Source organism: Burkholderia metallica (genome assembly GCF_001718555.1).
Classification (GTDB): Bacteria; Pseudomonadota; Gammaproteobacteria; order Burkholderiales; family Burkholderiaceae; genus Burkholderia; species Burkholderia metallica.
Genome location: NZ_CP013403.1, coordinates 1,113,968 through 1,137,243, shown reverse-complemented (window position 1 = coordinate 1,137,243; position 23,276 = coordinate 1,113,968). Strand labels below are relative to the sequence as shown.

Annotated in this window: 20 protein-coding genes; 14 read left to right on the top strand and 6 right to left on the bottom strand. The window is 69.3% G+C overall.

Translation table 11 applies throughout. The annotated features are described in order from the left end of the window. The first annotated feature begins 65 nt into the window (after positions 1–65). From WJ16_RS24825 to ilvD, 3 genes are all read left to right on the top strand, one after another. On the top strand, positions 66–1,658 hold the full coding sequence (locus WJ16_RS24825) for an aldehyde dehydrogenase (NADP(+)) (protein ID WP_069259694.1): 1,593 nt from the start codon (positions 66–68) through the stop codon (positions 1,656–1,658). Then, positions 1,651–2,673 (top strand): Ldh family oxidoreductase, encoded by a 1,023-nt coding sequence (locus WJ16_RS24820; RefSeq protein ID WP_069259693.1) that lies wholly within the window; start codon positions 1,651–1,653, stop codon positions 2,671–2,673. Before WJ16_RS24825 ends, WJ16_RS24820 begins: the two co-directional genes overlap by 8 nt. Before the next feature lie 339 nt (positions 2,674–3,012). Next, positions 3,013–4,872, top strand: a complete 1,860-nt coding sequence (gene ilvD / locus WJ16_RS24815; protein WP_069259692.1) for a dihydroxy-acid dehydratase — start codon at positions 3,013–3,015, stop codon at positions 4,870–4,872. 160 nt (positions 4,873–5,032) lie between these two features. Here the strand turns inward: ilvD and WJ16_RS24810 are convergent, their stop codons facing one another. Then, positions 5,033–5,872: an SH3 domain-containing protein gene (locus WJ16_RS24810; RefSeq protein ID WP_069259691.1), complete on the bottom strand. Its 840-nt coding sequence runs from the start codon at positions 5,870–5,872 to the stop codon at positions 5,033–5,035. A gap of 33 nt (positions 5,873–5,905) precedes the next feature. Beyond that, positions 5,906–6,370: a hypothetical protein gene (locus WJ16_RS24805; protein ID WP_069259690.1), complete on the bottom strand. Its 465-nt coding sequence runs from the start codon at positions 6,368–6,370 to the stop codon at positions 5,906–5,908. A 296-nt stretch (positions 6,371–6,666) separates the two neighbouring features. Here WJ16_RS24805 and WJ16_RS24800 point away from each other — a divergent pair, with 296 nt between their 5' ends. Then, entirely contained in the window at positions 6,667–8,202 is a 1,536-nt protein-coding gene (locus WJ16_RS24800) for a sigma-70 family RNA polymerase sigma factor (protein ID WP_069259689.1), read from the top strand. A 181-nt stretch (positions 8,203–8,383) separates the two neighbouring features. After that, complete coding sequence (locus tag WJ16_RS24795) at positions 8,384–9,286, top strand: helix-hairpin-helix domain-containing protein (RefSeq protein ID WP_069259688.1); 903 nt, start codon at positions 8,384–8,386, stop codon at positions 9,284–9,286. Between the two features lies 1 nt (position 9,287). Here WJ16_RS24795 and WJ16_RS24790 read toward each other — a convergent pair whose 3' ends face one another. Beyond that, a complete protein-coding gene (locus tag WJ16_RS24790; protein WP_157126857.1) occupies positions 9,288–10,166 on the bottom strand; it encodes a hypothetical protein in 879 nt (292 codons plus the stop codon). Between the two features lie 9 nt (positions 10,167–10,175). Next, the gene (locus WJ16_RS24785) at positions 10,176–10,601 is read right to left on the bottom strand and encodes a helix-turn-helix domain-containing protein (RefSeq protein WP_069259686.1); all 426 of its coding nucleotides are present in this window, start codon (positions 10,599–10,601) and stop codon (positions 10,176–10,178) included. Between the two features lie 140 nt (positions 10,602–10,741). Between WJ16_RS24785 and WJ16_RS24780 the strand changes: the two genes are divergently transcribed. After that, entirely contained in the window at positions 10,742–11,239 is a 498-nt protein-coding gene (locus tag WJ16_RS24780) for a DUF2938 domain-containing protein (RefSeq protein ID WP_069259685.1), read from the top strand. A 150-nt stretch (positions 11,240–11,389) separates the two neighbouring features. On the opposite strand, the gene WJ16_RS24775 is transcribed toward WJ16_RS24780, so the two are convergent. After that, a complete protein-coding gene (locus WJ16_RS24775; protein WP_069259684.1) occupies positions 11,390–11,830 on the bottom strand; it encodes a MarR family winged helix-turn-helix transcriptional regulator in 441 nt (146 codons plus the stop codon). Positions 11,831–12,278: 448 nt separating this feature from the next. Here WJ16_RS24775 and WJ16_RS24770 point away from each other — a divergent pair, with 448 nt between their 5' ends. Continuing rightward, on the top strand, positions 12,279–13,808 hold the full coding sequence (locus WJ16_RS24770; protein ID WP_069259683.1) for a DHA2 family efflux MFS transporter permease subunit: 1,530 nt from the start codon (positions 12,279–12,281) through the stop codon (positions 13,806–13,808). 51 nt (positions 13,809–13,859) lie between these two features. Here the strand turns inward: WJ16_RS24770 and WJ16_RS24765 are convergent, their stop codons facing one another. Beyond that, positions 13,860–15,374 (bottom strand): acetyl-CoA hydrolase/transferase family protein, encoded by a 1,515-nt coding sequence (locus WJ16_RS24765; RefSeq protein WP_069259682.1) that lies wholly within the window; start codon positions 15,372–15,374, stop codon positions 13,860–13,862. A gap of 655 nt (positions 15,375–16,029) precedes the next feature. On the opposite strand from WJ16_RS24765, the gene WJ16_RS24760 reads away from it, so the two are divergent. Genes WJ16_RS24760 through WJ16_RS24730 form a run of 7 tightly spaced genes read left to right on the top strand, consistent with a single transcriptional unit; the run spans position 16,030 to position 23,241 of the window. Continuing rightward, complete coding sequence (locus tag WJ16_RS24760) at positions 16,030–16,710, top strand: CDP-alcohol phosphatidyltransferase family protein (RefSeq protein ID WP_069259681.1); 681 nt, start codon at positions 16,030–16,032, stop codon at positions 16,708–16,710. Further along, on the top strand, positions 16,707–17,516 hold the full coding sequence (locus tag WJ16_RS24755) for a HalD/BesD family halogenase (protein WP_069259680.1): 810 nt from the start codon (positions 16,707–16,709) through the stop codon (positions 17,514–17,516). Before WJ16_RS24760 ends, WJ16_RS24755 begins: the two co-directional genes overlap by 4 nt. After that, positions 17,513–18,514: an HpnL family protein gene (locus WJ16_RS24750; RefSeq protein ID WP_069259679.1), complete on the top strand. Its 1,002-nt coding sequence runs from the start codon at positions 17,513–17,515 to the stop codon at positions 18,512–18,514. The genes WJ16_RS24755 and WJ16_RS24750 overlap by 4 nt, the downstream gene beginning before the upstream one ends. Positions 18,515–18,549: 35 nt before the next feature. After that, the gene (locus tag WJ16_RS24745) at positions 18,550–19,317 is read left to right on the top strand and encodes a phosphocholine cytidylyltransferase family protein (RefSeq protein ID WP_069259678.1); all 768 of its coding nucleotides are present in this window, start codon (positions 18,550–18,552) and stop codon (positions 19,315–19,317) included. Further along, positions 19,314–20,999, top strand: a complete 1,686-nt coding sequence (gene aepX, locus WJ16_RS24740; protein ID WP_069259677.1) for a phosphoenolpyruvate mutase — start codon at positions 19,314–19,316, stop codon at positions 20,997–20,999. The genes WJ16_RS24745 and aepX overlap by 4 nt, the downstream gene beginning before the upstream one ends. Next, positions 20,996–22,177, top strand: coding sequence for a phosphonopyruvate decarboxylase (gene aepY, locus WJ16_RS24735; protein ID WP_069259676.1), 1,182 nt, complete (start codon positions 20,996–20,998; stop codon positions 22,175–22,177). Before aepX ends, aepY begins: the two co-directional genes overlap by 4 nt. Further along, complete coding sequence (locus WJ16_RS24730) at positions 22,177–23,241, top strand: 2-aminoethylphosphonate aminotransferase (RefSeq protein ID WP_069259675.1); 1,065 nt, start codon at positions 22,177–22,179, stop codon at positions 23,239–23,241. Before aepY ends, WJ16_RS24730 begins: the two co-directional genes overlap by 1 nt. Positions 23,242–23,276: the final 35 nt, after the last annotated feature.

Genomic DNA, 23,276 nt, shown 5'->3' with positions numbered 1-23,276 from the left:
GCACCTACCCCTGATCCCTTCGGCCGGGCGCCCCACGCCCGGCCCCTGTTTTTTCGAGGAAAACCATGCAACTCACAGGTCAGCTCCTGATCGGCCAGTCGGCCGTCGCCGGACAGAACGGCACCCTCCATGCGATCGCCGCCGCAACCGGCGAGCCGCTCGAACCCGCGTTCGGCGGCGCAAGCCTGCGCGACCTGGAGACGGCCTGCGCGCTCGCCGACGACGCGTTCGACACCTATCGCGAAACGTCGCTCGAAGCCCGCGCCGCGTTTCTCGACGCGATCGGCCGCCACATCATGGCGCTCGGCGACGACCTGATCGAGCGCTGCGTCGCCGAAACGGGCCTGCCGCGGGCGCGCATCGAAGGCGAGCGCGGCCGCACGGTCGGCCAGCTCGCGCTGTTCGCGTCGCTCGTGCGCGACGGCGGCTTTCTCGACGCGCGGATCGATCCGGCGCGCCCGGAGCGCAAGCCGCTCCCGCGTGTCGACCTGCGGCTGCGCAACGTCGCGCTCGGGCCCGTCGCGGTGTTCGGCGCATCGAACTTCCCGCTCGCGTTCTCGGTCGCCGGCGGCGATACGGCCTCGGCGCTGGCCGCCGGCTGCCCGGTGATCGTCAAGGCGCATTCCGCGCATCCGGGCACGTCGGAATACGTCGGCCGCGCGATCCAGCAGGCCGCGCGCGAATGCGGGATGCCGGCCGGCGTGTTCTCGCTGCTGTTCGATGCGTCCCGCGAGATCGGCCAGGCGCTCGTCGCCGATCCGCGCATCAAGGCTGTCGGCTTCACCGGCTCGCGTCGCGGCGGCGTCGCGCTGATGCACATCGCGGCCACGCGCCCCGAGCCGATTCCCGTCTATGCGGAAATGAGCTCGATCAATCCGGTGCTGCTGTTTCCCGCCGCGCTCGACGCGCGTCACGATGCGATCGCGCCGCAGTTCGTCGCGTCGCTCACGCTCGGCGCCGGCCAGTTCTGCACGAACCCGGGCCTCGTGCTCGCGGTCGACGGGCCCGCGCTGCGCGCGTTCGAGGCAACGGCCGCCGCGGCGGTGCGTGCAGCACCCGCGCAGACGATGCTGACGCCGCACATCCACGCCAGCTACGAGCAAGGCGTCGCGGCGCTGCGCGAACACGCCGCGGTCGAGCTACTCGCGCAAGGCGCGGAAGGCAACCGCCTGCAGGCCCGTGCGGCGCTGCTCGCGACGTCGGCCGACGCGTTCGTCGCGCATCCCGAACTGCGCGACGAGGTGTTCGGCCCCGCTTCGCTGATCGTGCGCTGCCCGGACGCCGACACGCTGCATCGCGTGCTGAAGTCACTCGAAGGCCAGTTGACGATCGCCGCGCATCTCGCCGACGGCGATGCGCCGCTGTTCGCCGCGCTGCGCCCGACGCTCGAGCGCAAGGCCGGCCGCCTGCTCGTGAACGGCTTCGGCACGGGTGTCGAGGTCGGCCATGCGATGGTGCACGGCGGCCCGTTCCCGGCCACGTCCGACACGCGCACGACGTCCGTCGGCGCGCGCGCGATCGAGCGCTTCCTGCGCCCGGTGTCGTATCAGGACGTGCCGGATGCACTGCTGCCGGACGCGATCCGCAGCGACAATCCGCTGAACGTGCCGCAACGCATCGACGGCGTGCCCGCGCCGCGCGGGGGGAATCATGTCTGAGCACACCGCCGAAGTCGTCCTGTCGCTCGACGAAGTCCACGCACTCGCGCTGCGCGTGCTGACGCACCACGGCCTGTCCGACGCGCATGCGCGAGCCATCGCCAACGTGATCGCGCAGGGCCAGCGCGACGAATGCCATTCGCACGGCGTGTACCGGCTGCTCGTCTGCGTGCGTTCGCTGAAGAAGGGCAAGGTCGATCCGCAAGCCGTGCCGACGCTGCACCGGCTGTCGTCGTCGATCGTCTCGGTCGACGCGCATCGCGGCTTCTCGCTGTTGAGCTTCGAAACGGGCCTGCCCGTGCTCGTCGAGATGGCGAAGCAGCACGGCATCGCAGCGATGGTGATCAACCGCTGCTACCACTTCTCCGCGCTGTGGCCCGAGGTCGAGGCAATCGCGGCCGAGGGGCTGGTCGGCATCGCGATGAATCCGAGCCATAGCTGGGTCGCGCCGGAAGGCGGCCGCGAGCCCGTGTTCGGCACGAACCCGATCGCGTTCGCGTGGCCGCGCCCGGGCGGCGTGCCGTTCGTGTTCGATTTCGCGACGAGCGCGATCGCGCGCGGCGACATCGAGTTGCACGCGAAGCAAGGCAAGGCGATCCCGCCGGAATGGGCGATCGATGCCGAAGGCCGGCCGACCACCGACCCGAAGGCCGCGCTGCAGGGCGCGATGCGCACGTTCGGCGGCCACAAGGGTTCGGCGCTCGCGGCGATGGTCGAACTGCTCGGCGGTGCGCTGATCGGCGACATGACGAGCCGCGAGTCGATGGACTTCGACGAAGGCGTCGGCGCGACGCCGTGCCATGGCGAACTCGTGATCGCGTTCGACCCGAAGGTCTTCCTCGGCGACGACCTCGACGCGGGGCTCGCGCGCGGCGAACGGATGTTCGAATCGATCGTCGCGCAGGGCGCGCGGCTGCCGTCGCAACGGCGCTTCGACGCCCGCGCGCGCAGCCTCGCGCACGGCGTGCGGATTCCGAAGCCGCTGTACGACGAGATCCTGACGCTGCTCGACTGAGCGCCCGCGCGCGGGGCCGGATCGCGCGGGCGTCGCCGGTCGCAGGTCGAGAGGCCCCGGTCGACGGGCGCCCGGCGTGGCGGCGGCCGCGGCCATGGCCGCTTCCACGCCCGCTTCAGTGGCCGGTCTCCCGTGCGCGCCGCGGCCTTCCGCGCATGCTTCCCCGAGCCTGCCGGGCAGGCCCGGCGCCGGCCCGTGACCGCCACGCCCGCGGCGGCTGTGGGATAATCGTCGGGTTTGCCCAGGGCGCAGCTCAAGAGGTTGTTCGCACGGGCGCGAGAGAGGCCTTTATTCCCCGTGCCTCCACCCTTTTCCCGCGATATTTCTTCAGCAACGACAATGCCCACTTACCGCTCCAAAACCTCCACCGCCGGTCGCAACATGGCAGGCGCGCGCTCGCTCTGGCGCGCCACCGGCATGAAAGACGACGATTTCTCGAAGCCGATCATCGCGGTCGTCAACTCGTTCACGCAGTTCGTGCCCGGGCACGTGCACCTGAAGGATCTCGGCCAGCTCGTCGCGCGCGAAATCGAAGCCGCCGGCGGCGTCGCGAAGGAGTTCAACACGATCGCGGTCGACGACGGCATCGCGATGGGCCACGACGGCATGCTGTATTCGCTGCCGAGCCGCGACATCATCGCCGACTCGGTCGAGTACATGGTGAACGCGCACTGCGCGGACGCGATGGTGTGCATCTCGAACTGCGACAAGATCACGCCGGGGATGCTGATGGCCGCGATGCGCCTGAACATCCCGGTGATCTTCGTGTCGGGCGGCCCGATGGAAGCCGGCAAGACGCGCCTCGCGAACCCGGTCACCAAGGCGATCGAGGTGAAGAAGCTCGACCTGGTCGACGCGATGGTGATCGCGGTCGACCCGTCGTATTCCGACGCCGAAGTCGCCGAAGTCGAACGCTCGGCGTGCCCGACCTGCGGCTCGTGCTCGGGCATGTTCACCGCGAACTCGATGAACTGCCTGACCGAAGCGCTCGGCCTGTCGCTGCCCGGCAACGGCACGGTGGTGGCCACGCACGCCGATCGCGAGCAACTGTTCAAGCGCGCCGGCCGCCGCATCGTCGAACTCACCCGCCAGCACTACGAGCAGGACGACGAACGCGTGCTGCCGCGCTCGGTGGGCTTCAAGGCGTTCGAGAACGCGATGACGCTCGACATCGCGATGGGCGGCTCGACCAACACGATCCTGCACCTGCTGGCGATCGCGCAGGAAGCCGGCATCGATTTCACGATGAAGGACATCGACCGCCTGTCGCGCGTTGTGCCGCAGCTGTGCAAGGTCGCGCCGAACACGAACAAGTACCACATCGAAGACGTGCACCGCGCCGGCGGCATCATGGCGATCCTCGGCGAGCTCGACCGCGCCGGCAAGCTGCACACCGACGTGCCGACCGTGCACGCGCCGTCGCTGAAGGACGCGCTCGACCAGTGGGACATCGTCCGCACGCGGGACGAAGCAGTCCGCACGTTCTATCAGGCCGGCCCGGCCGGCATCCCGACGCAGGTCGCGTTCAGCCAGAACACGCGCTGGCCGAGCCTCGACCTCGACCGCGCCGAAGGCTGCATCCGCTCGTACGAGCATGCGTTCTCGAAGGAAGGCGGCCTCGCCGTGCTGACGGGCAACATCGCGCTCGACGGCTGCGTGGTGAAGACGGCCGGCGTCGACGAAAGCATCCTCGTGTTCGAAGGCACCGCGCACGTGACCGAATCGCAGGACGAGGCGGTCGAGCACATCCTGAACGACAAGGTCAAGGCCGGCGACGTGGTGATCGTGCGCTACGAAGGCCCGAAGGGCGGCCCCGGCATGCAGGAAATGCTCTACCCGACCAGCTACATCAAGTCGAAGGGGCTCGGCAAGGCGTGCGCGCTGCTGACGGACGGCCGCTTCTCGGGCGGCACGTCGGGTCTGTCGATCGGCCACTGCTCGCCGGAAGCGGCCGCGGGCGGCGCGATCGGCCTCGTGCGCGACGGCGACAAGATCCGCATCGACATCCCGAACCGCACGATCAACGTGCTGGTGTCCGACGACGAACTGGCGCGCCGCCGCGAAGCGCAGAACGCGAAGGGCTGGAAACCGGCGCAGCCGCGTCCGCGCAAGGTGTCGGCCGCGCTGAAGGCGTACGCGAAGCTGGTGATGTCGGCCGACAAGGGCGCCGTGCGCGACCTGTCGCTGCTCGACGACTGACACGACGGCCAGCCGGCGGTTGCACCGCCGGCGCGAGCGGGGGTGGCCGGTCGGCCTGCCGACCGTGCGACCGCCCCGCCCGTCGCTCCGCAAGCCGCTCCCCGGAGCGGCTTTTTTTCGTCCGTACGCGGCGCCGCGACGCGCGCTACTCCGCGGCCGGTCAGTGGCGAAACTCCTCGCCGCCGCCGCTGCCGCCACCCCCGCCTCCGCCGTGACCGCCGCCACCGTTCCCGCCGCCTTGCGGCCGCCCGCCGAAACCGCCGCCGCCCTGATGCACCGGCGGCGGCATCGCACCGGGCGCGCCGCCCGGCGCGGCAGGCGCACGTCCGACAGCCGGCGGCCCGGACGGTCGCGCATTGCCGCCTTGCATCGGCGCCGGATGCGGAACTGCCTGCTGCGGGGGGGCGGGCGCCGCCTGGGGCGCCGTTGCAGCGGGCGGCGGCGTGCGGATCGCACCGTTCCAGCCACCGCGCGCGGCCGAAGGCCGCGCGTCATGCACGGGAGGCGGCCCGCCCGGCGCGACCTGCATCGGCCCGCCCGGTTGCGGACGCCCCTGTCCCGGCGGCATGCCGCCGGGGCCGAACCGCGGCTCGGGGCGATGGGCCCAGCGATCGCGGTCGTGATACCACGGCCGGTTGCGGTAGTAGCGGTCCCAGTACCCGGCGATCGCGAATCCGGTGATCGGCACGCCGATCACCGCGCCGTATTCGTACAGCGGCACGTAGTTGCCCTGGTACGGATAGTCGAGCAGTTGCGCATCGATCCAGCCGCGCACGCCCGGCAGCGCGACGTCGCACCACGAGTAGTCGCTAACGCAGCCGAACACGTCGAGCGCCGTGCCGGGCGGAATCTGCGCCACCACCGGGTAGTCGGGCGCCGGCCCTGCGAACAGCTCGGCCGGCGCATTCGTGTACGCGCTGCTTTGCGCATCGGCGACGCCCGGCGCGGCCGCAAGGCCGAGCAGGACGACGCACAGACTTCGAACCATCGTGTTTCTCATGATGCTCTCCCGCGCCGTACCGCCGCGCGCCGGTCAATGCCGATGTCCGCCCCAGCCGCCACCCCAGTGGCCGCCGCCCCACGGACGATGCCAGTACCCGCCATGCCCACGCCAGCCGCCGCCCCAGCCGCCCCAGAAGCCGACCGAGATCGCCGGCGCGCCCCAGCCGTACCAGCCCGGGTAATACGCGGGCGCATAGTACGGATACGCATACGGATACGGCGGCGGATAAGCCGGCGCGACGTAGACGGGGGCCGGTTCCACGACGGGCGGCGCAGCTGCCGGCGAGGTCTGCGCGGCCTGCGCAGGCGGCGATGCGGGACGCGGCACGGCGGTGCCCGGTGCAGCCGGCGCGACCGTACTCTCGCGCTGGCTCAGCACGGCCGGGGCCGGCGCGTAATACGGCGCATACCCGTACGGGCTCGTGTAATAACAACCGCCGAGCGTCAGCGTTGCCAATGCGAATGCCGCACACCGCGCGGCAGGAATCGAGGTCATGTCGTGCTCCGGCAGAATCCGCGCGCCGCCGGGCGGCGCGCCTGACTCTAGCTTACGTCCGCTGCAGATTTCCGGCCGGTATGATCGGTTACTTTTTGTTTCCTGCCGTCGGCAGGCGTGCAGGCACGCCGCATGCTGGCCGGTTTGCCGCGTTCGCGTTGAAGTTCGCGCAAATGCCCTCAACTTGAACGATGTCAGGTCGGCCGGCGCGAACGGGCGTTCGCGAGCAACCGGCTGCCGGAACCCGGCGAGCTTCGGCCCGCCCAGACAGGAACGCGGCTCGCGCCGCCATCGACATGACTACGCCACGCCCCACCTTCCGGGCGGACACACCGCTCGATCCGATCATCCAGTTGCTGGCGCTCGCCGGCGAGCAGGGTTATCTGACCCACGCCGATCTCGTCGACGCGCTGCCGCCCGAAAGCGACGGCTCCGACGCGCTCGACGTCGTGCGCGCCGCGCTCGCCGACATCGGCATCGCCGTGCTCGACGAGCCGGCCGCGCCCGCGCCGTTCGCCGGTTCGGCGCCGGTCGACGTCGATCGCGATGCGCTCGACGAAGGACGCGCGATGCTCGGCGACCTCGCACACGGCACGCGCGCGTCGACCGACCCGCTCGCGCTCTACATGCGGCGCATGCAGGCGGTGCCGCTGCTCACGCGCGAAGGCGAAATCGTGCTCGCCCGCGAGCTCGAGACGGGCCGCCACCAGATACTGCACGCGCTCGCCGGCTATCCGGCGGCGGTCGACGCGCTGCTCGCGCGGCACCGAGCAACGGCGACGCCAGGCAGCGCCGGAGCGTCCGACGACGACACCGCCGACACGCCCGCGCCGGCCAGCTACGACGCGTTGCAGGCGGCCGTCACGGCCTTGCGCGGCGCGTTGCACGCGCATGGCGTGCGTTCCGACGCATACCGCGACGCGCGCAATCACGTGGCCGCGCTGCTGGGCTCGATCGCATGGGTCGCGCCGGCCGTCGACGATGCGAGCCGCGTCGTGCGTGCGCTCGCGTCCGAGCCGCTCGACACCGTGTCGGGCGAAGCCGCGTGCTTCGACACGGTCGCGCGGCGGGCGCTCGCCGCCGCGCTCGCCGACGGCCAGCAGAAAGTGCGCGACGCCACGCGCGCGATGCTGGAGGCCAACTTGCGGCTCGTGCTGTCGATCGCGCGCAAGTACATGAACCGCGGCGTCGACCTGCCCGATCTGGTGCAGGACGGCAGCCTCGGCCTGATGCGCGCGATCGAGAAATTCGAATACCGGCGCGGCTTCAAGTTCTCGACCTATGCGACCTGGTGGATCCGCCAGGCGATCGCGCGCGCGGTGGCGGATCGCTCGCGCACGATCCGCGTGCCCGTGCACGTCGGCGACCAGTACCAGCGCGTGCAGCGCCATCTGCTGCGCTTTCGCCAGCGGACGGGCCGCCGGGCCACGCCGGCCGAACTCGCGGCCGAGACCGGCATCGACGAGGACAAGCTGCGCGCGGTGCTGGCGCTGCCTGCCGAGCCGGTTTCGCTCGACACGCCGCTGCCCGACGCGGACACCGGCCTCGTGGAGCTGATCGAGGACCAGGCGTCGGCCAGCCCGTTCGAGCAACTGGCCGACACGCGCATGCGCGAATGCGTGAGGTCGCTGCTCCGGTCGGTCACGCCGGCCGAGGCCGACGTGCTGCGCCGGCGGTTCGGCCTCGGCGGCGCCGAGCCCGATACCTACGACGCGATCGCGCAGGACGCGGGCATGTCGCGCGAACGCGTGCGCCAGATCGAGAAACGGGCGCTCGCCGCATTGCGCACGGCCGCCGAGGCCGAGAACGCGCAGTCGTTCCTCGACGTGTGATCGCGTCACGCGACGCACGGTCGTGCCGCCAACCGGCACGACCGTGCGCTTCGCAGCTGTGCTACGTTTGCCATTGACGTGCGTCAAGTTTTCTTCATCGCGCGTCGCGACAATGGTGAAAGGCCGACCGGCGCATCGTTCGCCGTGTCCATTTCGTTTGTGCTTCCCCGGGTCCCTCGCCATGCAGACGACCGCCAGCCAAACGTACGAGGAAAACCGGCATATCGCGGCCTGCCTGCGCGAGGCCGCGCAGCGGCTGGCCGACCAGGGCGCGAATCCGTACCGGGTCGCGGCCTATCGCGCGTCGGCCGCGACGGTCGATGCGCTCGACGTCGACGTCCGTACCCTGTTCGAATCCGGCGGCGTCGATGCGCTCGGCACGCTGCCCGAGATCGGCACGGGCGTCGCGCAGGCGATTGCCGAGCTGCTGGTGACCGGGCGCTGGCGCCTGCTCGACCGGCTGGGCGGCGACGCCGAGCGCACTTCCGCGTTCGAAGCAGTGCCGGGCATCGGCCACGCGCTCGCCCTGCGCATTCACGACCTGCTGCACATCGATACGCTCGAGGAACTCGAACGCGCGGCCCGCAACGGCCAGCTCGAAACGATCGCGGGCGTCGGCCCGCGGCGCGCGGCCGGCATCCGCACCGCGCTCGACGACGTGCTGAGCCGCCGGCGGCGCTGGCAGGGTCACGTGCAGGATGCCGGGCCCGGCACGGAGCCGCCGGTCGAACTGCTGCTCTACATCGACCGCCTGTATCGCAACCGGGCCGCCGCGGGCGTATTGCCGACGCCGGGCGTCGCGCAGCGCACGAGTGCGCACCGGCGACCGAGCACCGACGGCTACGTGCCGCTGCCCGTGATGCACATGACCAAGGGCGGCTGGCATTTCACGGCGCTGTGCCTGCATGCGGCGATGCGCACGCCGGAGGCCTCACGGCCGACGGACTGGGTCTCGCTCTATTTCTACGACGCGCTGCAGTGCGAGCACCAGCGCATCGTGTTCACCGAAACCTACGGCTCGCTCGTCGGCAAGCGGATCGTGCGCGGGCGCGAGCAGGAATGCCGCGTGTACTACGCGGGATGAGTCAGTCGTCCGAGGTATCGTCGACGTCGAACGGCACGTCGAGCACTGACGCGATCTCGCCGCATGCATGGGTGAGCGCGCGTGTGCGGTGGCGCGAATGTTCCACGCCGAGATCGAACCAGGTCGAATACGACACGTCATCGGCCCCGCTCTTCCGGTTCGGCACGTCGAACCAGAACGTCACCGTGTAGCCGCCCGACCAGCGAATCGGTATCACCTGCGTGAGCCGCATTCGCGTGATCGCGCCGCGGCGGAACCGGAAGCTGTCGTCGCCGACGCGGAAACCCGCCCACGCGCCGTCGTTCGACACGAACACGGTCAGCGTTTCGTCCGGCGGCGCGGCCGGCGGGCCATCTGCCGGCGCAAGGTCGGCCGCCGACACCATCGCCGCCGCCGAACCGTCACGCCCCGTCTCGACCTCCACGTACGCTTCGATCGTCCGCTTCGCGGCGTCGTAGAAGCGGCGCGCGGCGTCGGGCCGCGCGCGGTCAGCCATCAGGACCCGTTGCTTGAAGCGGGCATGCTCGCCGTAGCGAAGCGGCACATCGGGCACGTCGCCGGGCTCGTCGTCCGGTTCGTCTTCCGGATCATCGAGCGGGGCACCCGGCGCGGCCAGCCCGGCAGCGCCGCGCCGCCGTCTCATCCATGCGCTGCCCCATGCCAGCAGCGCGGTCTGCGCCGCCAGCACGGCGGCGAGCGTCGCGCACCCCGCGAGAAACCCGTAATGCGGGCCGACTTTCGATGCCGCATACGCGGCGGGCAACACATACAGCACAAGTAAGAACCACACGCGGCAACCCCGTCGTTCCTGTTTTCGATATGCGGCACGGTATCGCACGGCTCGCCACCCTGCCGCCGCGCCCTCCAGCCGCCGATGCATGCGCGTCGCCTACGCGCGTTCCGCCTTCGTGCGGCGCGCCGGATGACGATGCGCGACGATGCGCAGCAGCTTCTGGAACGACGGGCATTCGAGATGGTTCGACGCCGGGCACACGGCCGCATGCCGCAACGCATCGCGCACGGCGCCGAGGCGGCGGATCGTGCGGTCGAGTTCGTCGGCCTTGCCGTCGAGCTTCGCGCGGTCGATCGCGGGCACGCCGTCCGTGCCGACCATCGCTAGGATGTCGTCGAGCGAGAAACCGGCTTCGCGCCCGAGCGCGACCAGCGCCAGCCGCTCCAGCACCGATTCGTCGTATTGCCTCCGCAACCCGTGGCGACCGGTCGGAACGATCAGCCCTTTTTCCTCGTAGTAACGCAGCGTCGACGCGGGCAATCCCGAGCGTCGCGCCACCTCTGCAATGTCCAGCCGGCTCATGCTTGACGTCAAGTGAACTTGAAGTTGCAAGATAGTCGCTCGACTTCATCAAGACAAGCCCGGATCGCCATGAAACCGCCGAAACCCCACCGTATTCCGCCGCGCCGCGCAGCCGTCACCGGGCGCCCGGGAGGGTCGCGATGAGCGTGCCCGACATCCTGCTCGACGTGTCGCTGATCGGCGCGGGCGCAACGCTCGTGATGGATCTGTGGACACTGTTCCGGCGGCGCGCTTTCGGCATTCCGTCGCTCGACTATGCGCTGGTCGGCCGCTGGATCGGTCACATGGCGCAAGGCCGGTTCCGGCACGCGTCGATCGCCGCCGCGCCGCCCGTGCCGGGCGAACGCGCGCTCGGCTGGTTCGCGCATTACGCGATCGGCATCGCGTTCGCGGCGCTGCCCGTCGCGATCGCGGGCACCGACTGGATCGCCGCGCCGACGCCGCTCCCCGCGCTCGTCGCCGGCCTCGGCAGCGTGGCCGCGCCGTTCTTCGTGATGCAGCCCGCGTTCAGCTTCGGCATCGCGGCGTCGCGTACGCCGCAGCCGGGCGTCGCGCGCCGGCGCAGTCTCGGCACGCATCTGTCCTATGGGGTGGGGCTTTATATGGCGGCGTGCACGCTCGCGGCGCTGGCTCGTTGAGCACGGTGTCACCAAAGCGGTGACGGATCGTGTCGGCTTCATCGACCCACGTCGACGTCCACGTCCACGCGAGCGCTTCGTCGTGCGCGACAGGCGCTGCGCGGGCAGCACGAAGGCCGTGCCGGGTATCGGCACGGATGACAACGCAACTCACTCCCCGCCGCAGTCGATCAGGTTGTGACGCATGCGCCCGAGCAGCCGCACCAGCGTATCGCGCTCGTCGGGCGTGAAGCCGCGCAGCCCGTCGTCGGCGACGGTGTCTCCCACTTCGAGCATCTGCGGAAAGATCTCGCGCGACTTGTCGGTCAGGCGGATTACGAATGCGCGGCGATCGTCGTCGTTCGCGATGCGCTCGATCCAGCCGTAGCTTTCCATCCGGTCGAGCAACCGCGTGAGCGAGATCGGCGTGATCTCGAGCCATTCGGCGAGCCGCGCCTGATTCATCTCGCCCTTCCACGTCAGGTACGCGAGCACGCGGCTCTGCGCGCGCGTCAGCCCGATGCGCTTCGCGCGCCGGTCGAACAGGCGTCCGTTCAGGCGCGCGACGTCGGCGATCAGATAACCGATCCGGTTCTCGTAAGTCTTGTCCATCCGCCGATTATAGGGTGACATCCTCCCCCGCCTGATGCCCGCGGGGAATTCGTGCGGCGCTCACCCCGACATCGATCCGGGACGCGTCGCTTCGATGGGTTCCGGCTGCCGGCGGCACGACTGCACCGCGCATTTCACGGGGGCAACGGGCATGTCCCGCCCTGAGAACGCTGGCCGGCGTCGGGCCTTTGTCTTCTTCCAGCCGTTGCCGAGTCCCGTTTCACCGTTCGTCGCCGGCTGCGCGTTGTGCAGTTGGGTTCGATGCCGTCCGATAAGCGGTCGAGCGGCGCGAAGAACCTGCCGTCCGAGCGCGTAGCGAAGCGGCGAGACCCCAGGTCGATACCGACCGCCCCTCGACCCGGCGATGAGCGGATATATAATAAGCGTGCTTATAATTCCCGCCCAACCGGATCGCCGCCCACGGCGACCGTGCTACGGAGACACCCGCTTGAACCCCGCCGCCGACGCCCCCGCCTCGCCCGCCCTGAACCGGCCGATGCTGACCCTGTCGATCATGCTCGCCACGCTGATTCAGACCCTCGACAGCACGATCGCGAATGTCGCGCTGCCGCACATGCAGGGCACGCTGTCCGCGTCGCAGGACGAGATCACATGGGTGCTGACTTCCTATATCGTCGCGGCGGCGATCGCGACACCGCTCACCGGCTGGCTGTCCGACCGGCTCAGCGTGAAGCGGCTGCTGATCGTGTCGATCGCGGGCTTCACGGTCGCGTCGGCGCTGTGCGGGCTGTCCGAGACACTCGTGCAGATCGTCGGCGCGCGGCTGCTGCAGGGTGTGTTCGGCGCCGCGCTGGTGCCGCTGTCGCAATCGATCCTGCTCGACATCAATCCGCGCGAGAAACAGGGCCAGGCGATGGCGATCTGGGGGATGGGCGTGATGGTCGGCCCGATCCTCGGCCCGACGCTCGGCGGCTGGCTCACCGACAGCTACAACTGGCGCTGGGTGTTCTTCATCAACGTGCCGATCGGCGCGTTCGCGCTCGCCGGCGTGATGACCTTCCTGCCCGCGCGCGCGCCGCGTCCGCACGTGAAGTTCGACGCGTTCGGCTTCGCGACGCTCGCGCTCGCGATCGGCGCGTTCCAGGCGATGCTCGACCGCGGCGAACAGCTCGACTGGTTCGGCTCGTACGAGATCCGCATCGAGGCGCTCGTCGCGGCACTCAGCTTCGCGTTCTTCCTCGTGCATACGGCGACCGTCGGCAAGGCGTCGTTCTTCAAGTCGGAACTGCTGCGCGACCCCAACTTCGCGACGGGCACGCTGTTCATCTTCGTGGTCGGCGCGGTGCTGTACGCGACGCGCGCGCTGCTGCCGCCGATGCTGCAGAACCTGATGGGCTACCCGGTCGCGACGACCGGCCTCGTCACCGCGCCGAGCGGCGCCGGCACGATGATCGCGATGCTGTTCGTCGGAAGGCTGCTGAAATACGTGGATGCGCGGATGCTGCTGCTCGCGGGGCTGGCGATTTCCGCGCTCGCGCTATGGCAGATGATGCAGTACACGGTCGTGCTGTCCGAAGCGGACATCGTGTGGCCCGGCGTGATCCAGGGCTTCGGGCTGGGGCTCGTGTTCGTGCCGCTGAGCGCGCTGTCGTTCTCGACCCTGCCGCCGGACCTGCGCGCGGACGGCACGGCCACCTACAGCCTGATGCGCAACATCGGCAGCAGTATCGGCATCTCGATCGTGCAGACGCTGATGACGCGCAACACGCAGGTCGCGCACGCCGACCTCGCGACCCACATCACGCCGTTCAACCCGGCCGTGCAGGCGATGGCCGGCAGCCGCATCGACATCGCGCTGCTCGATCGCACGATCAACCAGCAGGCGTCGATGATCGCGTACCTGAACGACTTCAAGCTGATGTTCGTCGCGACGCTGCTGATGATTCCGCTGTTGCTGCTGATCCGCCCGCCGCAGAAAACGGCGAGCGTCGAGATCGCACACGCGGCGATGGATTGACGGGCGCACACACCGCGCACGCCCGCCGCACGCCGCGCACTGCACGCCGCGTCAGACCTTCATCGTGCCGGTGCGCACGTAGCGCTCGTGCCACGACAGCGCCTCGGCGAGCAGGTGCGGCGTGTGCTTGCCGAAACTGTCGCGCGACGCGCGCTCGAAGTAGTCCTCGAGCAACGGCCGGTAGTCGGGATGCGCGCAGGTCGCGATGACCTTGCGCGCGCGCTGCTTCGGCGACAGGCCGCGCAGGTCGGCCAGGCCCTGCTCGGTGACGACCACCGCGACGTCGTGCTCGGTATGGTCGACGTGGCTCGCCATCGGCACGATCCGCGAGATCGCGCCGCCCTTCGCGGTGCTCGCCGACATGAAGCACGACAGGTAGCCGTTGCGCGCGAAGTCGCCCGAGCCGCCGATGCCGTTCTGGATCTTCGTGCCCATCACGTGCGTCGAGTTCACGTTGCCGTAGATGTCGGCCTCGATCATCCCGTTCATCGCGATGCAGCCGAGCCGGCGCACGAGTTCCGGATGGTTGCTGATCTCCTGCGGGCGCAGCACGATCTTCTCGCGGAACGTCGCGATTTCGTCGGCGAAGCGCTGCACGGCGGCCGGGCTCAGCGACAGCGCGGTGGCCGACGCGAAGCTCAGCGTGCCGTCCTGCAGCAAGTCGAGCATGCCGTCCTGGATCACCTCCGTGTACGCGGTCAGGTTCGAAAAACCGGCCGAGCTGAGCTCGGCGAGCACCGCGTTCGTGATGTTGCCGACCCCCGACTGCAGCGGCAGCAGGTTTTCCGGCAGGCGGCCGCGCTTCACTTCGTGGCGCAGGAAGTCGATCAGTTGCAGCGCGATCTGCTTCGATGTCGCGTCCGGCGCGGAGAACGCGTTGCTGCGGTCCGGCGCGTCGGTCTCGACGATCGCGACGATCTTGTCGGCCGGGCAGCGCAGGTACGGCTCGCCGATCCGGTCGTCGCTCTTCGTCAGCGGAATCGGCTTGCGGTGCGGCGGCAGCGCGGTGCCGTAATAGACGTCGTGCATCCCGTCGAGGCCGAGCGGCTGGCGCGCATTCACTTCGAGGATCACGTGCTTCGCGCGTTCGAGCCAGGTCTTGTTGTTGCCGATCGACGCGGACGGAATCAGCAGCCCGTCCTCGCGGATACCGGCGACTTCGACGATCGCGACGTCGAGATCGCCATACAGCCCGAACCACGCGTACTGCGCGACGTGGCTCAGGTGGACGTCCTGGTAGTCGACTTCGCCGCCGTTGATCTTGTCGCGCAACGTCGGGTCGGACTGGTACGGCAGCCGCATCGAGATGCCGTTGGTGCGGGCGAGCGCGCCGTCGAGTTCCGGCGCGGTCGACGCGCCCGTCAGCACGTTGATCCGGAAGTCCTCGCCGCGCGTGTGCGCCGCGTCGATGTGGGCGGCAAGCGCGGCCGGCACGGCCTTCGGATAGCCCGACCCGGTGAAGCCGCTCATGGCGACGGTCATGCCGGGACGGATCAGCGCGGCGGCTTCGTCGGCGGTGCGGACGAGCGAACGCAGGGCGGGAGCGAGGATGCGTGATGAAGACATGGCTGGTTTCTGACGCGTGGGGTCTGTCGTTGACGTCGCGGGGGGTGTCTCCTGAGCGACATGAAGCCCTTGGGGCCGCGAGGGGCGGCCGGCACCACAGGCACGGTCGGAGTATCGCAGAGGCGATCCCCGCGAAATGTCCGCTGAATGAAAAAGATCCTTACCGAATTTGCCGGGTATCGAACGGCCGTTCTGTGACGGACGTACCGTTTAAATCCGCCGCATGCGAAAGGAGCACGAAAGCATCGAAACGAACGACCGGTCGACGATCGCCAACCTGCGTGCATCAATCGACGCGTTTCGACGGCAATTTATCGTCGCCGGATCGACAATGGCCGACGCCCGTCCGGCGCGGCCAATTGTCGCCCGATGCGCATCGTCGCGACCTGACGCACGTCAAGTTCGCACGCGCTGCGCGACGCACGCCGGACCGCGCGAAAAGTACCGCCGCGCCGGCCTGCGAGGCCCGTTGGCCCTTGACAGTCGCGCGACGCGAACCACACTGGAATACGCGTCCCGCAACCCCCGTCCGGCGGCGCTGCCGCGCACGCGCTTTTCGGCGCGCCGATCGCTGCAAGATGCGGTAACACTCCCGCATGTCAGGACATTGATCGAATAAAAAGCACCAAATTACAATTCCGTATATATTTCGCCGATGGACCAAAGAAAAACCGCCACACGCTCCGAACCGCCCCTGCCGCGCACCTGGGATGCGCGGCTCGCGCGCTCGCTTGTCCGACCGCTCGTCGACACGCCCGTCACCCCGAATCACCTCACCACCGTTCGCCTGCTGATCGGCCTCACCGGCGCCTGGTGCCTCGCGCACGGCGGCTTCGGCTGGAGCAATGCAGGCGCGTTCCTGATCGTGCTGTCGAACTTCGTCGACCACACCGACGGCGAACTCGCGCGCATCAGCGGCAAATCCAGCAAGATCGGTCATTTTTACGACCTCGCGGCCGATGCGCTCGTCACGATCGCGCTGTTCGTCAGCATGGGCGTCGGCATCGTCGCCCAGGGCGGCCAGATGGCCGCGTCGCCGGTGCTGCTCGGCGCGGTGGCCGGCGCCGCCGTCGCACTGATCTTCTTCCTGCGCATGCGGATCGAATCGTTCGCCGGCAAGGCCGGCACCAAGCAGGCATTCGCCGGCGGCTTCGAGACCGAAGACGTGCTGTACCTGCTGCCGCTCGTGACGCTGTTCGACGGCGTCGAGCCGTTCCTGCTGGCGGCGTCGATCGGCGCCCCGCTGTTCGCCGCCTGGGTCGTGATCGACTGGTGGCGCATCGTCCGGCGCGGCAATGCCTCGCAGAATCCAACCGAAATCCAGGCTTCCAAATGACTCCTAGCACGCGCGACGACTCCGTGCTGAGCCCGGCACGCCCCGCGCCCGTGCGCGCGGCCGCGGCCGATCCCGATCGCACCGTGGCCGACCGTGTCGGCCGTCTCGACCTCGACCGCCTGCGCGCCGACTACACGCGCCAGGGCTCGTTCCTGTACCTCGACCAGTTCCTGCCGGCCGACGCGCACGCGAAGCTCGCGGCAGCCGCCCGCGCGCTGCAGGCCGGCCTGAACCGCAATTACCTGCCCGGCCACAAGCAGGGCGGCAGCGTGAGCCGCCATACGATCGACGAACAGGCGCCGTACATCGCCGAGCTGTACCGCTCGAAGGCGCTGATCGGCTTCCTGGAGAAAGTCACGGGCGACAAGCTGATGCTGTCGCCGGACGACGATCCGCACGCCTACGCGCTGTATTACTACACGAAGCCCGGCGACCACATCGGCTGGCACTACGACACGTCGTACTACGACGGCCGCCGCTACACGCTGCTGATCGGCGTGATCGACGAATCGTCGTGCCGGCTCGACTACGAACTGCACACGCGCAACCCGGACGTCGCCGACGAGCCGGGCTCCGTGCAGATCGCCGACGGCGGCATCGTGCTGTTCGACGGCGACAAGCTGCGCCACCGCATCACCCCGCTCGGCCAGAACGAGATCCGCGTGTCGCTCACGTTCGAATACGTGACGAACCCCGGCATGCGGCCGTGGAAGCGCTTCATTTCGAACATGAAGGATGCGATCGCGTATTTCGGTTTCCGCCAGGTGTTCAAGCAGCTGGCCACGCGACGCACGACCGGGTCATGACACGCGCCGGCCTCATCCTGCTGTCCCTCGGGACCGCACTCTTCGTTGCACTGCTGGCCTGGCAGGGCGTCGGCGCGGTCGCGTCCACGTTCCTCGCAGCCGGCTGGGGGCTCGCGCTCGTCGCGGCGTTCCACGTCGTGCCGCTCGTGATCGACGCGGTCGCGATCTCCGTGATGTTCCGCCGCGGCCAGCCGGGCGCCGACCTCGGCAACGCGCTGCGCGCGCGCTGGGTCGGCGAATCGGTGAACAGCCTGCTGCCCGCCGGGCAGATCGGCGGCCCCGTGCTGATGGTGCGCCACCTCGCGCAGCGCGGCACGCGGATGGCCGACGCGGCGGCGGCCGTCACCGTCGGCACGACGATGCAGGCGCTCGCGCAGATGGCGTTCGCGCTGATCGGCATCGCCGCGTTCAGCCTGTATGCGACGCACGAATCGGTCGCGCACCTGCGCACGCCCGCGCTGATCGCCACCGGCGTGCTCGGCGCCCTCGCCGTGCTGTTCTATCTGGCGCAGCGGCGCGGGCTGTTCGGCCGCGGCCTGCGCCTCGCGTCGAAGCTGCTCGGCCCGCGCGACTGGTCGTCGCTGGCCACCCGCGCCGACGCGATCGACGGCGCGGTCGGTGCGTTGTACCGCGATCGTGCGAAAGTCGCGAAGACGTTCGCACTGAGTCTCGTCGGCTGGATCGTCGGCACCGCGGAAGTGTGGCTCGCGCTGCACTTCCTCGGACACCCGGTGAGCTGGCTCGACGCGCTGCTGCTCGAGAGCGTCGGCCAGGCCATTCGCGGCGCGGCCTTCGCGATCCCGGGCTCGCTCGGCGCGCAGGAAGGCGGTTACCTGCTCCTCGCGCCGCTGGTCGGATTGCCGCCCGACGCGGCGCTCGCGCTGTCGCTTGCGAAACGCGCGCGCGAACTCGCGCTCGGCCTGCCCGGCCTGCTCTATCTGCATTTCAGTGAAAGAAACTGGCAGCGGCGCCGTGCGCCGCAGCCGCTCGCCGACTGATCGTTCAGATCGCCGGCTTTTTGGTTGGAGAACCCATGCGAGCCATCATTCTTGCGGCAGGCCTCGGCTTGCGCCTGCAACAACCGCCCGAAGCGCAGTTCCCGAAGTGCCTGCTGCGCTTCGACGACGTGTCGCTGCTCGAGCGCCATCTGCGCGTGCTCGATGCCGCCGGCGTCGACGAGATCGTGCTCGGGCTCGGATTCCAGGCCGAGAAGGTCGAACAGGAACTGAAGCGCCTCGGCCGCCAGGCCGAGATCGTGATCAACGAACGCTACGACCTCGGCAGCGTGCTGACCGTGCACACCGTCGCCGACGCGATGACGCGCGGCGGCGACGTGCTGCTGATGGACGCCGACGTGCTGTACGACGAGAACATCCTGCATGCGCTGGTGGCCGATGCCGACCGCGCGGTCGACCGCCTGCTGATCGACCGCGACTTCGAGGCCGGCGACGAGCCCGTCAAGCTGTGCCTGAAGAACGGCGTGCCGGTCGAGCTGCGCAAGCAGCTCGCGGTCGACCTCGACTACGACACGATCGGCGAATCGGTCGGCTTCTTCCGCTTCACCGAAGGCACCGCGCGCCGCCTCGCGGCGATCGTCGCGGGCTACGTCGACAGCGGCCGCGCGAACATGCCGCACGAGGAAGCCGTGCGCGACCTGCTGCTCGAAGGCGGTCATGCGTTCGACGTCGCCGACGTGACCGGCTCGCCGTGGATCGAGATCGACTTCCCGAACGACGTCGCACGCGCCACGCAAGAGATCCTTCCCCTGATTCAACGTACTACCGCAGGAGCCGCACGATGAACGCACGCGAACCCAACTTCACCGAATCGCGCAGCGCGCGCCTGCGCCGCATGCTCGTCAGCAGCGACCTCGAATTCCTGATGGAAGCGCACAACGGCCTGTCCGCGCGGATCGTCCGCGAAGCCGGCTTCAAGGGGATCTGGGCATCGGGCCTCGCGATTTCCGCGCAGTTCGGCGTGCGCGACAACAACGAAGCGAGCTGGACGCAGGTCGTCGACGTGCTCGAATTCATGGCCGACGCGAGCGACCTGCCGATCCTGCTCGACGGCGACACCGGCTACGGCAACTTCAACAACGTGCGCCGCCTCGTGAAGAAGCTCGAACAGCGCGGCATCGCGGGCGTGTGCATCGAGGACAAGCAGTTCCCGAAGACGAACAGCTTCATCGGCGGCGAGCGCCAGCCGCTCGCCGAAATCGACGAATTCTGCGGCAAGATCAAGGCCGGCAAGGATTCCCAGACCGATCCCGACTTCTCGATCGTCGCGCGCGTCGAGGCGCTGATCGCGGGCTGGGGGATGGACGAGGCGCTGCGCCGCGCGAACGCGTACGCGGAAGCCGGCGCCGATGCGATCCTGATCCACAGCAAGCTGTCGCGCCCAGACGAAATCCTGCAGTTCGCGCGCGAATGGAGCGGCAAGGCGCCGCTCGTGATCGTGCCGACCAAGTACTACAGCACGCCGACCGACGTGTTCCGCCAGGCCGGCATCAGCACCGTGATCTGGGCGAACCACCTGATCCGCGCATCGGCGTCCGCGATGCAGGCGACCGCGCGCGAAATCCACGAGAGCGAAACGCTGATCAACGTCGAGGACCGCGTCGCATCGGTCAACGAAATTTTCCGCCTGCAGGACGCCGACGAATACTCGGCGGCCGAGCGCATCTACCTGTCGTCGTCGTCGCGCGCGTCGAACGCCGCGATCGTGCTCGCCGCGAGCCGCGGCAAGGGCCTCGAAGCCGTGACCGAAGACAAGCCGAAGGTCATGCTGCCGGTCGCCGGCAAGCCGCTGCTGCGCTGGCTCGTCGACGGCTTCAAGACGCACGGCGTGAACGACATCACCGTGGTCGGCGGCTATCGCGCGGACGCGATCGACACGTCGGGCATCAAGCTCGTCGTCAACGAACGCCATGCGCAGACGGGCGAACTCGCGTCGCTCGCGTGCGCGGCCGATCGCCTGACCGGCGACACCGTGATCTCGTACGGCGACCTGCTGTTCCGCAGCTACATCGTGCGCGACCTCGCGGAAAGCGAGGCGGAGTTCAGCGTGGTGGTCGATTCGTCGCTCACCGAGACCAACCAGAGCGTGCGCGATTTCGCGCTCTGCTCGGCCGAGGACGATCGCGGCCTGTTCGGCCAGAAGGTGTACCTGCAACGCGTGTCGAGCGACGTCGCCGCAGGCACGCCGCACGGCCGCTGGATCGGTCTCCTGAACGTGCGCGGCGCAGGCGTGGAGCGCCTGAAGGCGATGCTCGCGACGCTGCAGGCGCGCCCCGACTTCGACACGCTCGACATCCCGGCGCTGCTCAACGAACTCGTCGCAGCCGGCGAGAAGATCGAGGTGCAGTACGTGCACGGCCACTGGCGCGGCGTCAACGATCTCGAAGACTTCCGCCGCGCGGGCGACTTCGCGCACGGCCAGACGCCGCTGTCCGAACCGGGCACCGGCAACGGGGGCGCGCAATGATCGAAGCGGCCCAGTTCGTCGAGGCCGCGCGCGCGCGCGGTTTCGACTGGTACGCGGGCGTGCCCTGCTCGTACCTGACGCCGTTCATCAATTATGTGCTGCAGGACCCGACGCTGCACTACGTGTCGGCCGCGAACGAAGGCGACGCGGTCGCGCTGATCGCGGGCGCGACGCTCGGCGGCAAGCGCGGCATCGCGATGATGCAGAACTCGGGGCTCGGCAACGCGGTGAGCCCGCTCACGTCGCTCACGTGGACGTTCCGCCTGCCGCAGTTGCTGATCGTCACGTGGCGCGGCCAGCCCGGCGTGGCCGACGAGCCGCAGCACGCGCTGATGGGCCCGATCACGCCCGCGATGCTCGACACGATGGAGATCCCGTGGGAGACGTTCCCGACCGACCCCGAACAGGTCGGCCCGGCACTCGACCGCGCGATCGCGCACATGGACGCGACGGGCCGCCCGTACGCGCTCGTGATGCAGAAAGGCAGCGTCGCGCCGTATGAGCTGAAAGCGAACCCGGCGGCGCAGCCGCGCGCGCACGTGGCCGCGCAAGCGTCGGCGCGCGCCGCGTCGGCCGACGCGTGGCCGACCCGCCAGGACGCGCTGCAGCGCGTGATCGCGCACACGCCGGTCGATTCGACCGTCGTGCTCGCGTCGACCGGCTTCTGCGGCCGCGAACTCTACGCGATCGACGATCGCCCGAACCAGCTGTACATGGTCGGCTCGATGGGCTGCGTGACGCCGCTCGCGCTCGGCCTCGCGCTCGCGCGCCCCGACCTGCGCGTGGTGGCCGTCGACGGCGACGGCGCCGCGCTGATGCGCATGGGCGTGTTCGCGACGCTCGGCACCTACGGCCCGGCCAACCTCACGCACGTGCTGCTCGACAACGGCGCGCACGAGTCGACGGGCGGCCAGGCGACGGTGTCGCAACATGTTTCGTTCGCGGGCGTGGCTGCCGCGTGCGGCTATGCGTCGGCGCTCGAAGGCGACACGCTCGACGTGCTCGATGCGACGCTTGCCGCGCCGGCCGACGGCGTGCAGTTCGTGCGCCTGGCGATCCGCACCGGCGTGCCCGACGGCCTACCCCGCCCGACCGTCACGCCGGTCGAGGTCAAGACCCGTCTGATGCGGCACATCGGCGCCGCGCAGACCGAAGCCCACGTTGAAGGAGCCCATTGATGCTGCTGCTGAACCCCGGCCCGGTCACGCTCACCGAACGCGTGCGCCGCAGCCTGCTGCAACCCGACCTGTGCCATCGCGAAAGCGAATTCTTCGACCTGCAGGATGAGGCGCGGGCGCGTCTCGTCGCCGCGTACGAGCTTGATCCGGCCGAGTGGGCGGCGGTGCTGATGACCGGTTCGGGCACGGCTGCCGTCGAGAGCATGATCGCGGCGCTCGTGCCGAAGGACGGCAAGCTGCTCGTGATCGAGAACGGCGTGTATGGCGAGCGGATTACGCAGATCGCGACGCAATATGGCGTCGCGCATGACGTGCTGAAGCATGAGTGGATGCAGGCGCCCGATCTCGCGCAGATCGGTGCACGGCTCGATGCGGGTGGGTACTCGCATGTTGCGGTGATTCATCATGAAACGACGACGGGTCGGCTGAATGATCTCCGTGCGATTGCCGAGGTGTGCCGTTCGCGCGGCGTGAAGATGCTCGTCGATGGTGTGAGCAGCTTCGGTGCGGAAGCGATCGATTTCGCTGGTGGCGATATCGATGCCGTTGCCGCGACCGCGAACAAGTGCCTGCACGGCGTGCCGGGTGCAGCGTTCGTGATCGTGCGTCGCAGCGCGCTCGCGAAGGCGGCAAGCCGTGCGTATTACCTCGACCTCGGCCGTCTCGCAAAGCTGCAGGATCAGCGGAACACGCCGTTTACGCCGTCCGTGCATGCCTATTACGCGCTTGTCGAGGCGCTGCGGGAGTTTGACGAGGCCGGTGGCTGGCGTGCGCGGCATGCGCATTACAAGGCGCTGGCCGATCAGGCGCAAGCCGGGCTTGCCGCGCGCGGGATGCCGCTGGTGCTGCCGGAAGGTGAATCGTCGGTTGTGCTGCGTGCGTACCGGTTGCCGCAAGGTGTGACGTACGAGACGCTGCACGACGGGCTGAAGGCGCGTGGCTTCGTGATCTACGCAGGGCAAGGCGGGTTGTCGAAGGAGCTGTTCCGGATTTCGACGATGGGCGCGATTCAGGCCGCTGACGTCGATCGGTTGCTGGACGGGTTTACGGCGTTGACGCAGTAAGCGTTGCCCGCTCCTTCATCTGAAAAGGCCCGCGA

Coding starts and splice junctions, on each gene's coding strand:
- WJ16_RS24825 (WP_069259694.1), top strand. CDS start 66: ATGCAACTCACAGGTCAGCTCCTGATCGGCCAGTCGGCCGTCGCCGGA.
- WJ16_RS24820 (WP_069259693.1), top strand. CDS start 1,651: ATGTCTGAGCACACCGCCGAAGTCGTCCTGTCGCTCGACGAAGTCCAC.
- ilvD (WP_069259692.1), top strand. CDS start 3,013: ATGCCCACTTACCGCTCCAAAACCTCCACCGCCGGTCGCAACATGGCA.
- WJ16_RS24810 (WP_069259691.1), bottom strand. CDS start 5,872: ATGAGAAACACGATGGTTCGAAGTCTGTGCGTCGTCCTGCTCGGCCTT.
- WJ16_RS24805 (WP_069259690.1), bottom strand. CDS start 6,370: ATGACCTCGATTCCTGCCGCGCGGTGTGCGGCATTCGCATTGGCAACG.
- WJ16_RS24800 (WP_069259689.1), top strand. CDS start 6,667: ATGACTACGCCACGCCCCACCTTCCGGGCGGACACACCGCTCGATCCG.
- WJ16_RS24795 (WP_069259688.1), top strand. CDS start 8,384: ATGCAGACGACCGCCAGCCAAACGTACGAGGAAAACCGGCATATCGCG.
- WJ16_RS24790 (WP_157126857.1), bottom strand. CDS start 10,166: ATGCATCGGCGGCTGGAGGGCGCGGCGGCAGGGTGGCGAGCCGTGCGA.
- WJ16_RS24785 (WP_069259686.1), bottom strand. CDS start 10,601: ATGAGCCGGCTGGACATTGCAGAGGTGGCGCGACGCTCGGGATTGCCC.
- WJ16_RS24780 (WP_069259685.1), top strand. CDS start 10,742: ATGAGCGTGCCCGACATCCTGCTCGACGTGTCGCTGATCGGCGCGGGC.
- WJ16_RS24775 (WP_069259684.1), bottom strand. CDS start 11,830: ATGGACAAGACTTACGAGAACCGGATCGGTTATCTGATCGCCGACGTC.
- WJ16_RS24765 (WP_069259682.1), bottom strand. CDS start 15,374: ATGTCTTCATCACGCATCCTCGCTCCCGCCCTGCGTTCGCTCGTCCGC.
- WJ16_RS24760 (WP_069259681.1), top strand. CDS start 16,030: ATGGACCAAAGAAAAACCGCCACACGCTCCGAACCGCCCCTGCCGCGC.
- WJ16_RS24755 (WP_069259680.1), top strand. CDS start 16,707: ATGACTCCTAGCACGCGCGACGACTCCGTGCTGAGCCCGGCACGCCCC.
- WJ16_RS24750 (WP_069259679.1), top strand. CDS start 17,513: ATGACACGCGCCGGCCTCATCCTGCTGTCCCTCGGGACCGCACTCTTC.
- WJ16_RS24745 (WP_069259678.1), top strand. CDS start 18,550: ATGCGAGCCATCATTCTTGCGGCAGGCCTCGGCTTGCGCCTGCAACAA.
- aepX (WP_069259677.1), top strand. CDS start 19,314: ATGAACGCACGCGAACCCAACTTCACCGAATCGCGCAGCGCGCGCCTG.
- aepY (WP_069259676.1), top strand. CDS start 20,996: ATGATCGAAGCGGCCCAGTTCGTCGAGGCCGCGCGCGCGCGCGGTTTC.
- WJ16_RS24730 (WP_069259675.1), top strand. CDS start 22,177: ATGCTGCTGCTGAACCCCGGCCCGGTCACGCTCACCGAACGCGTGCGC.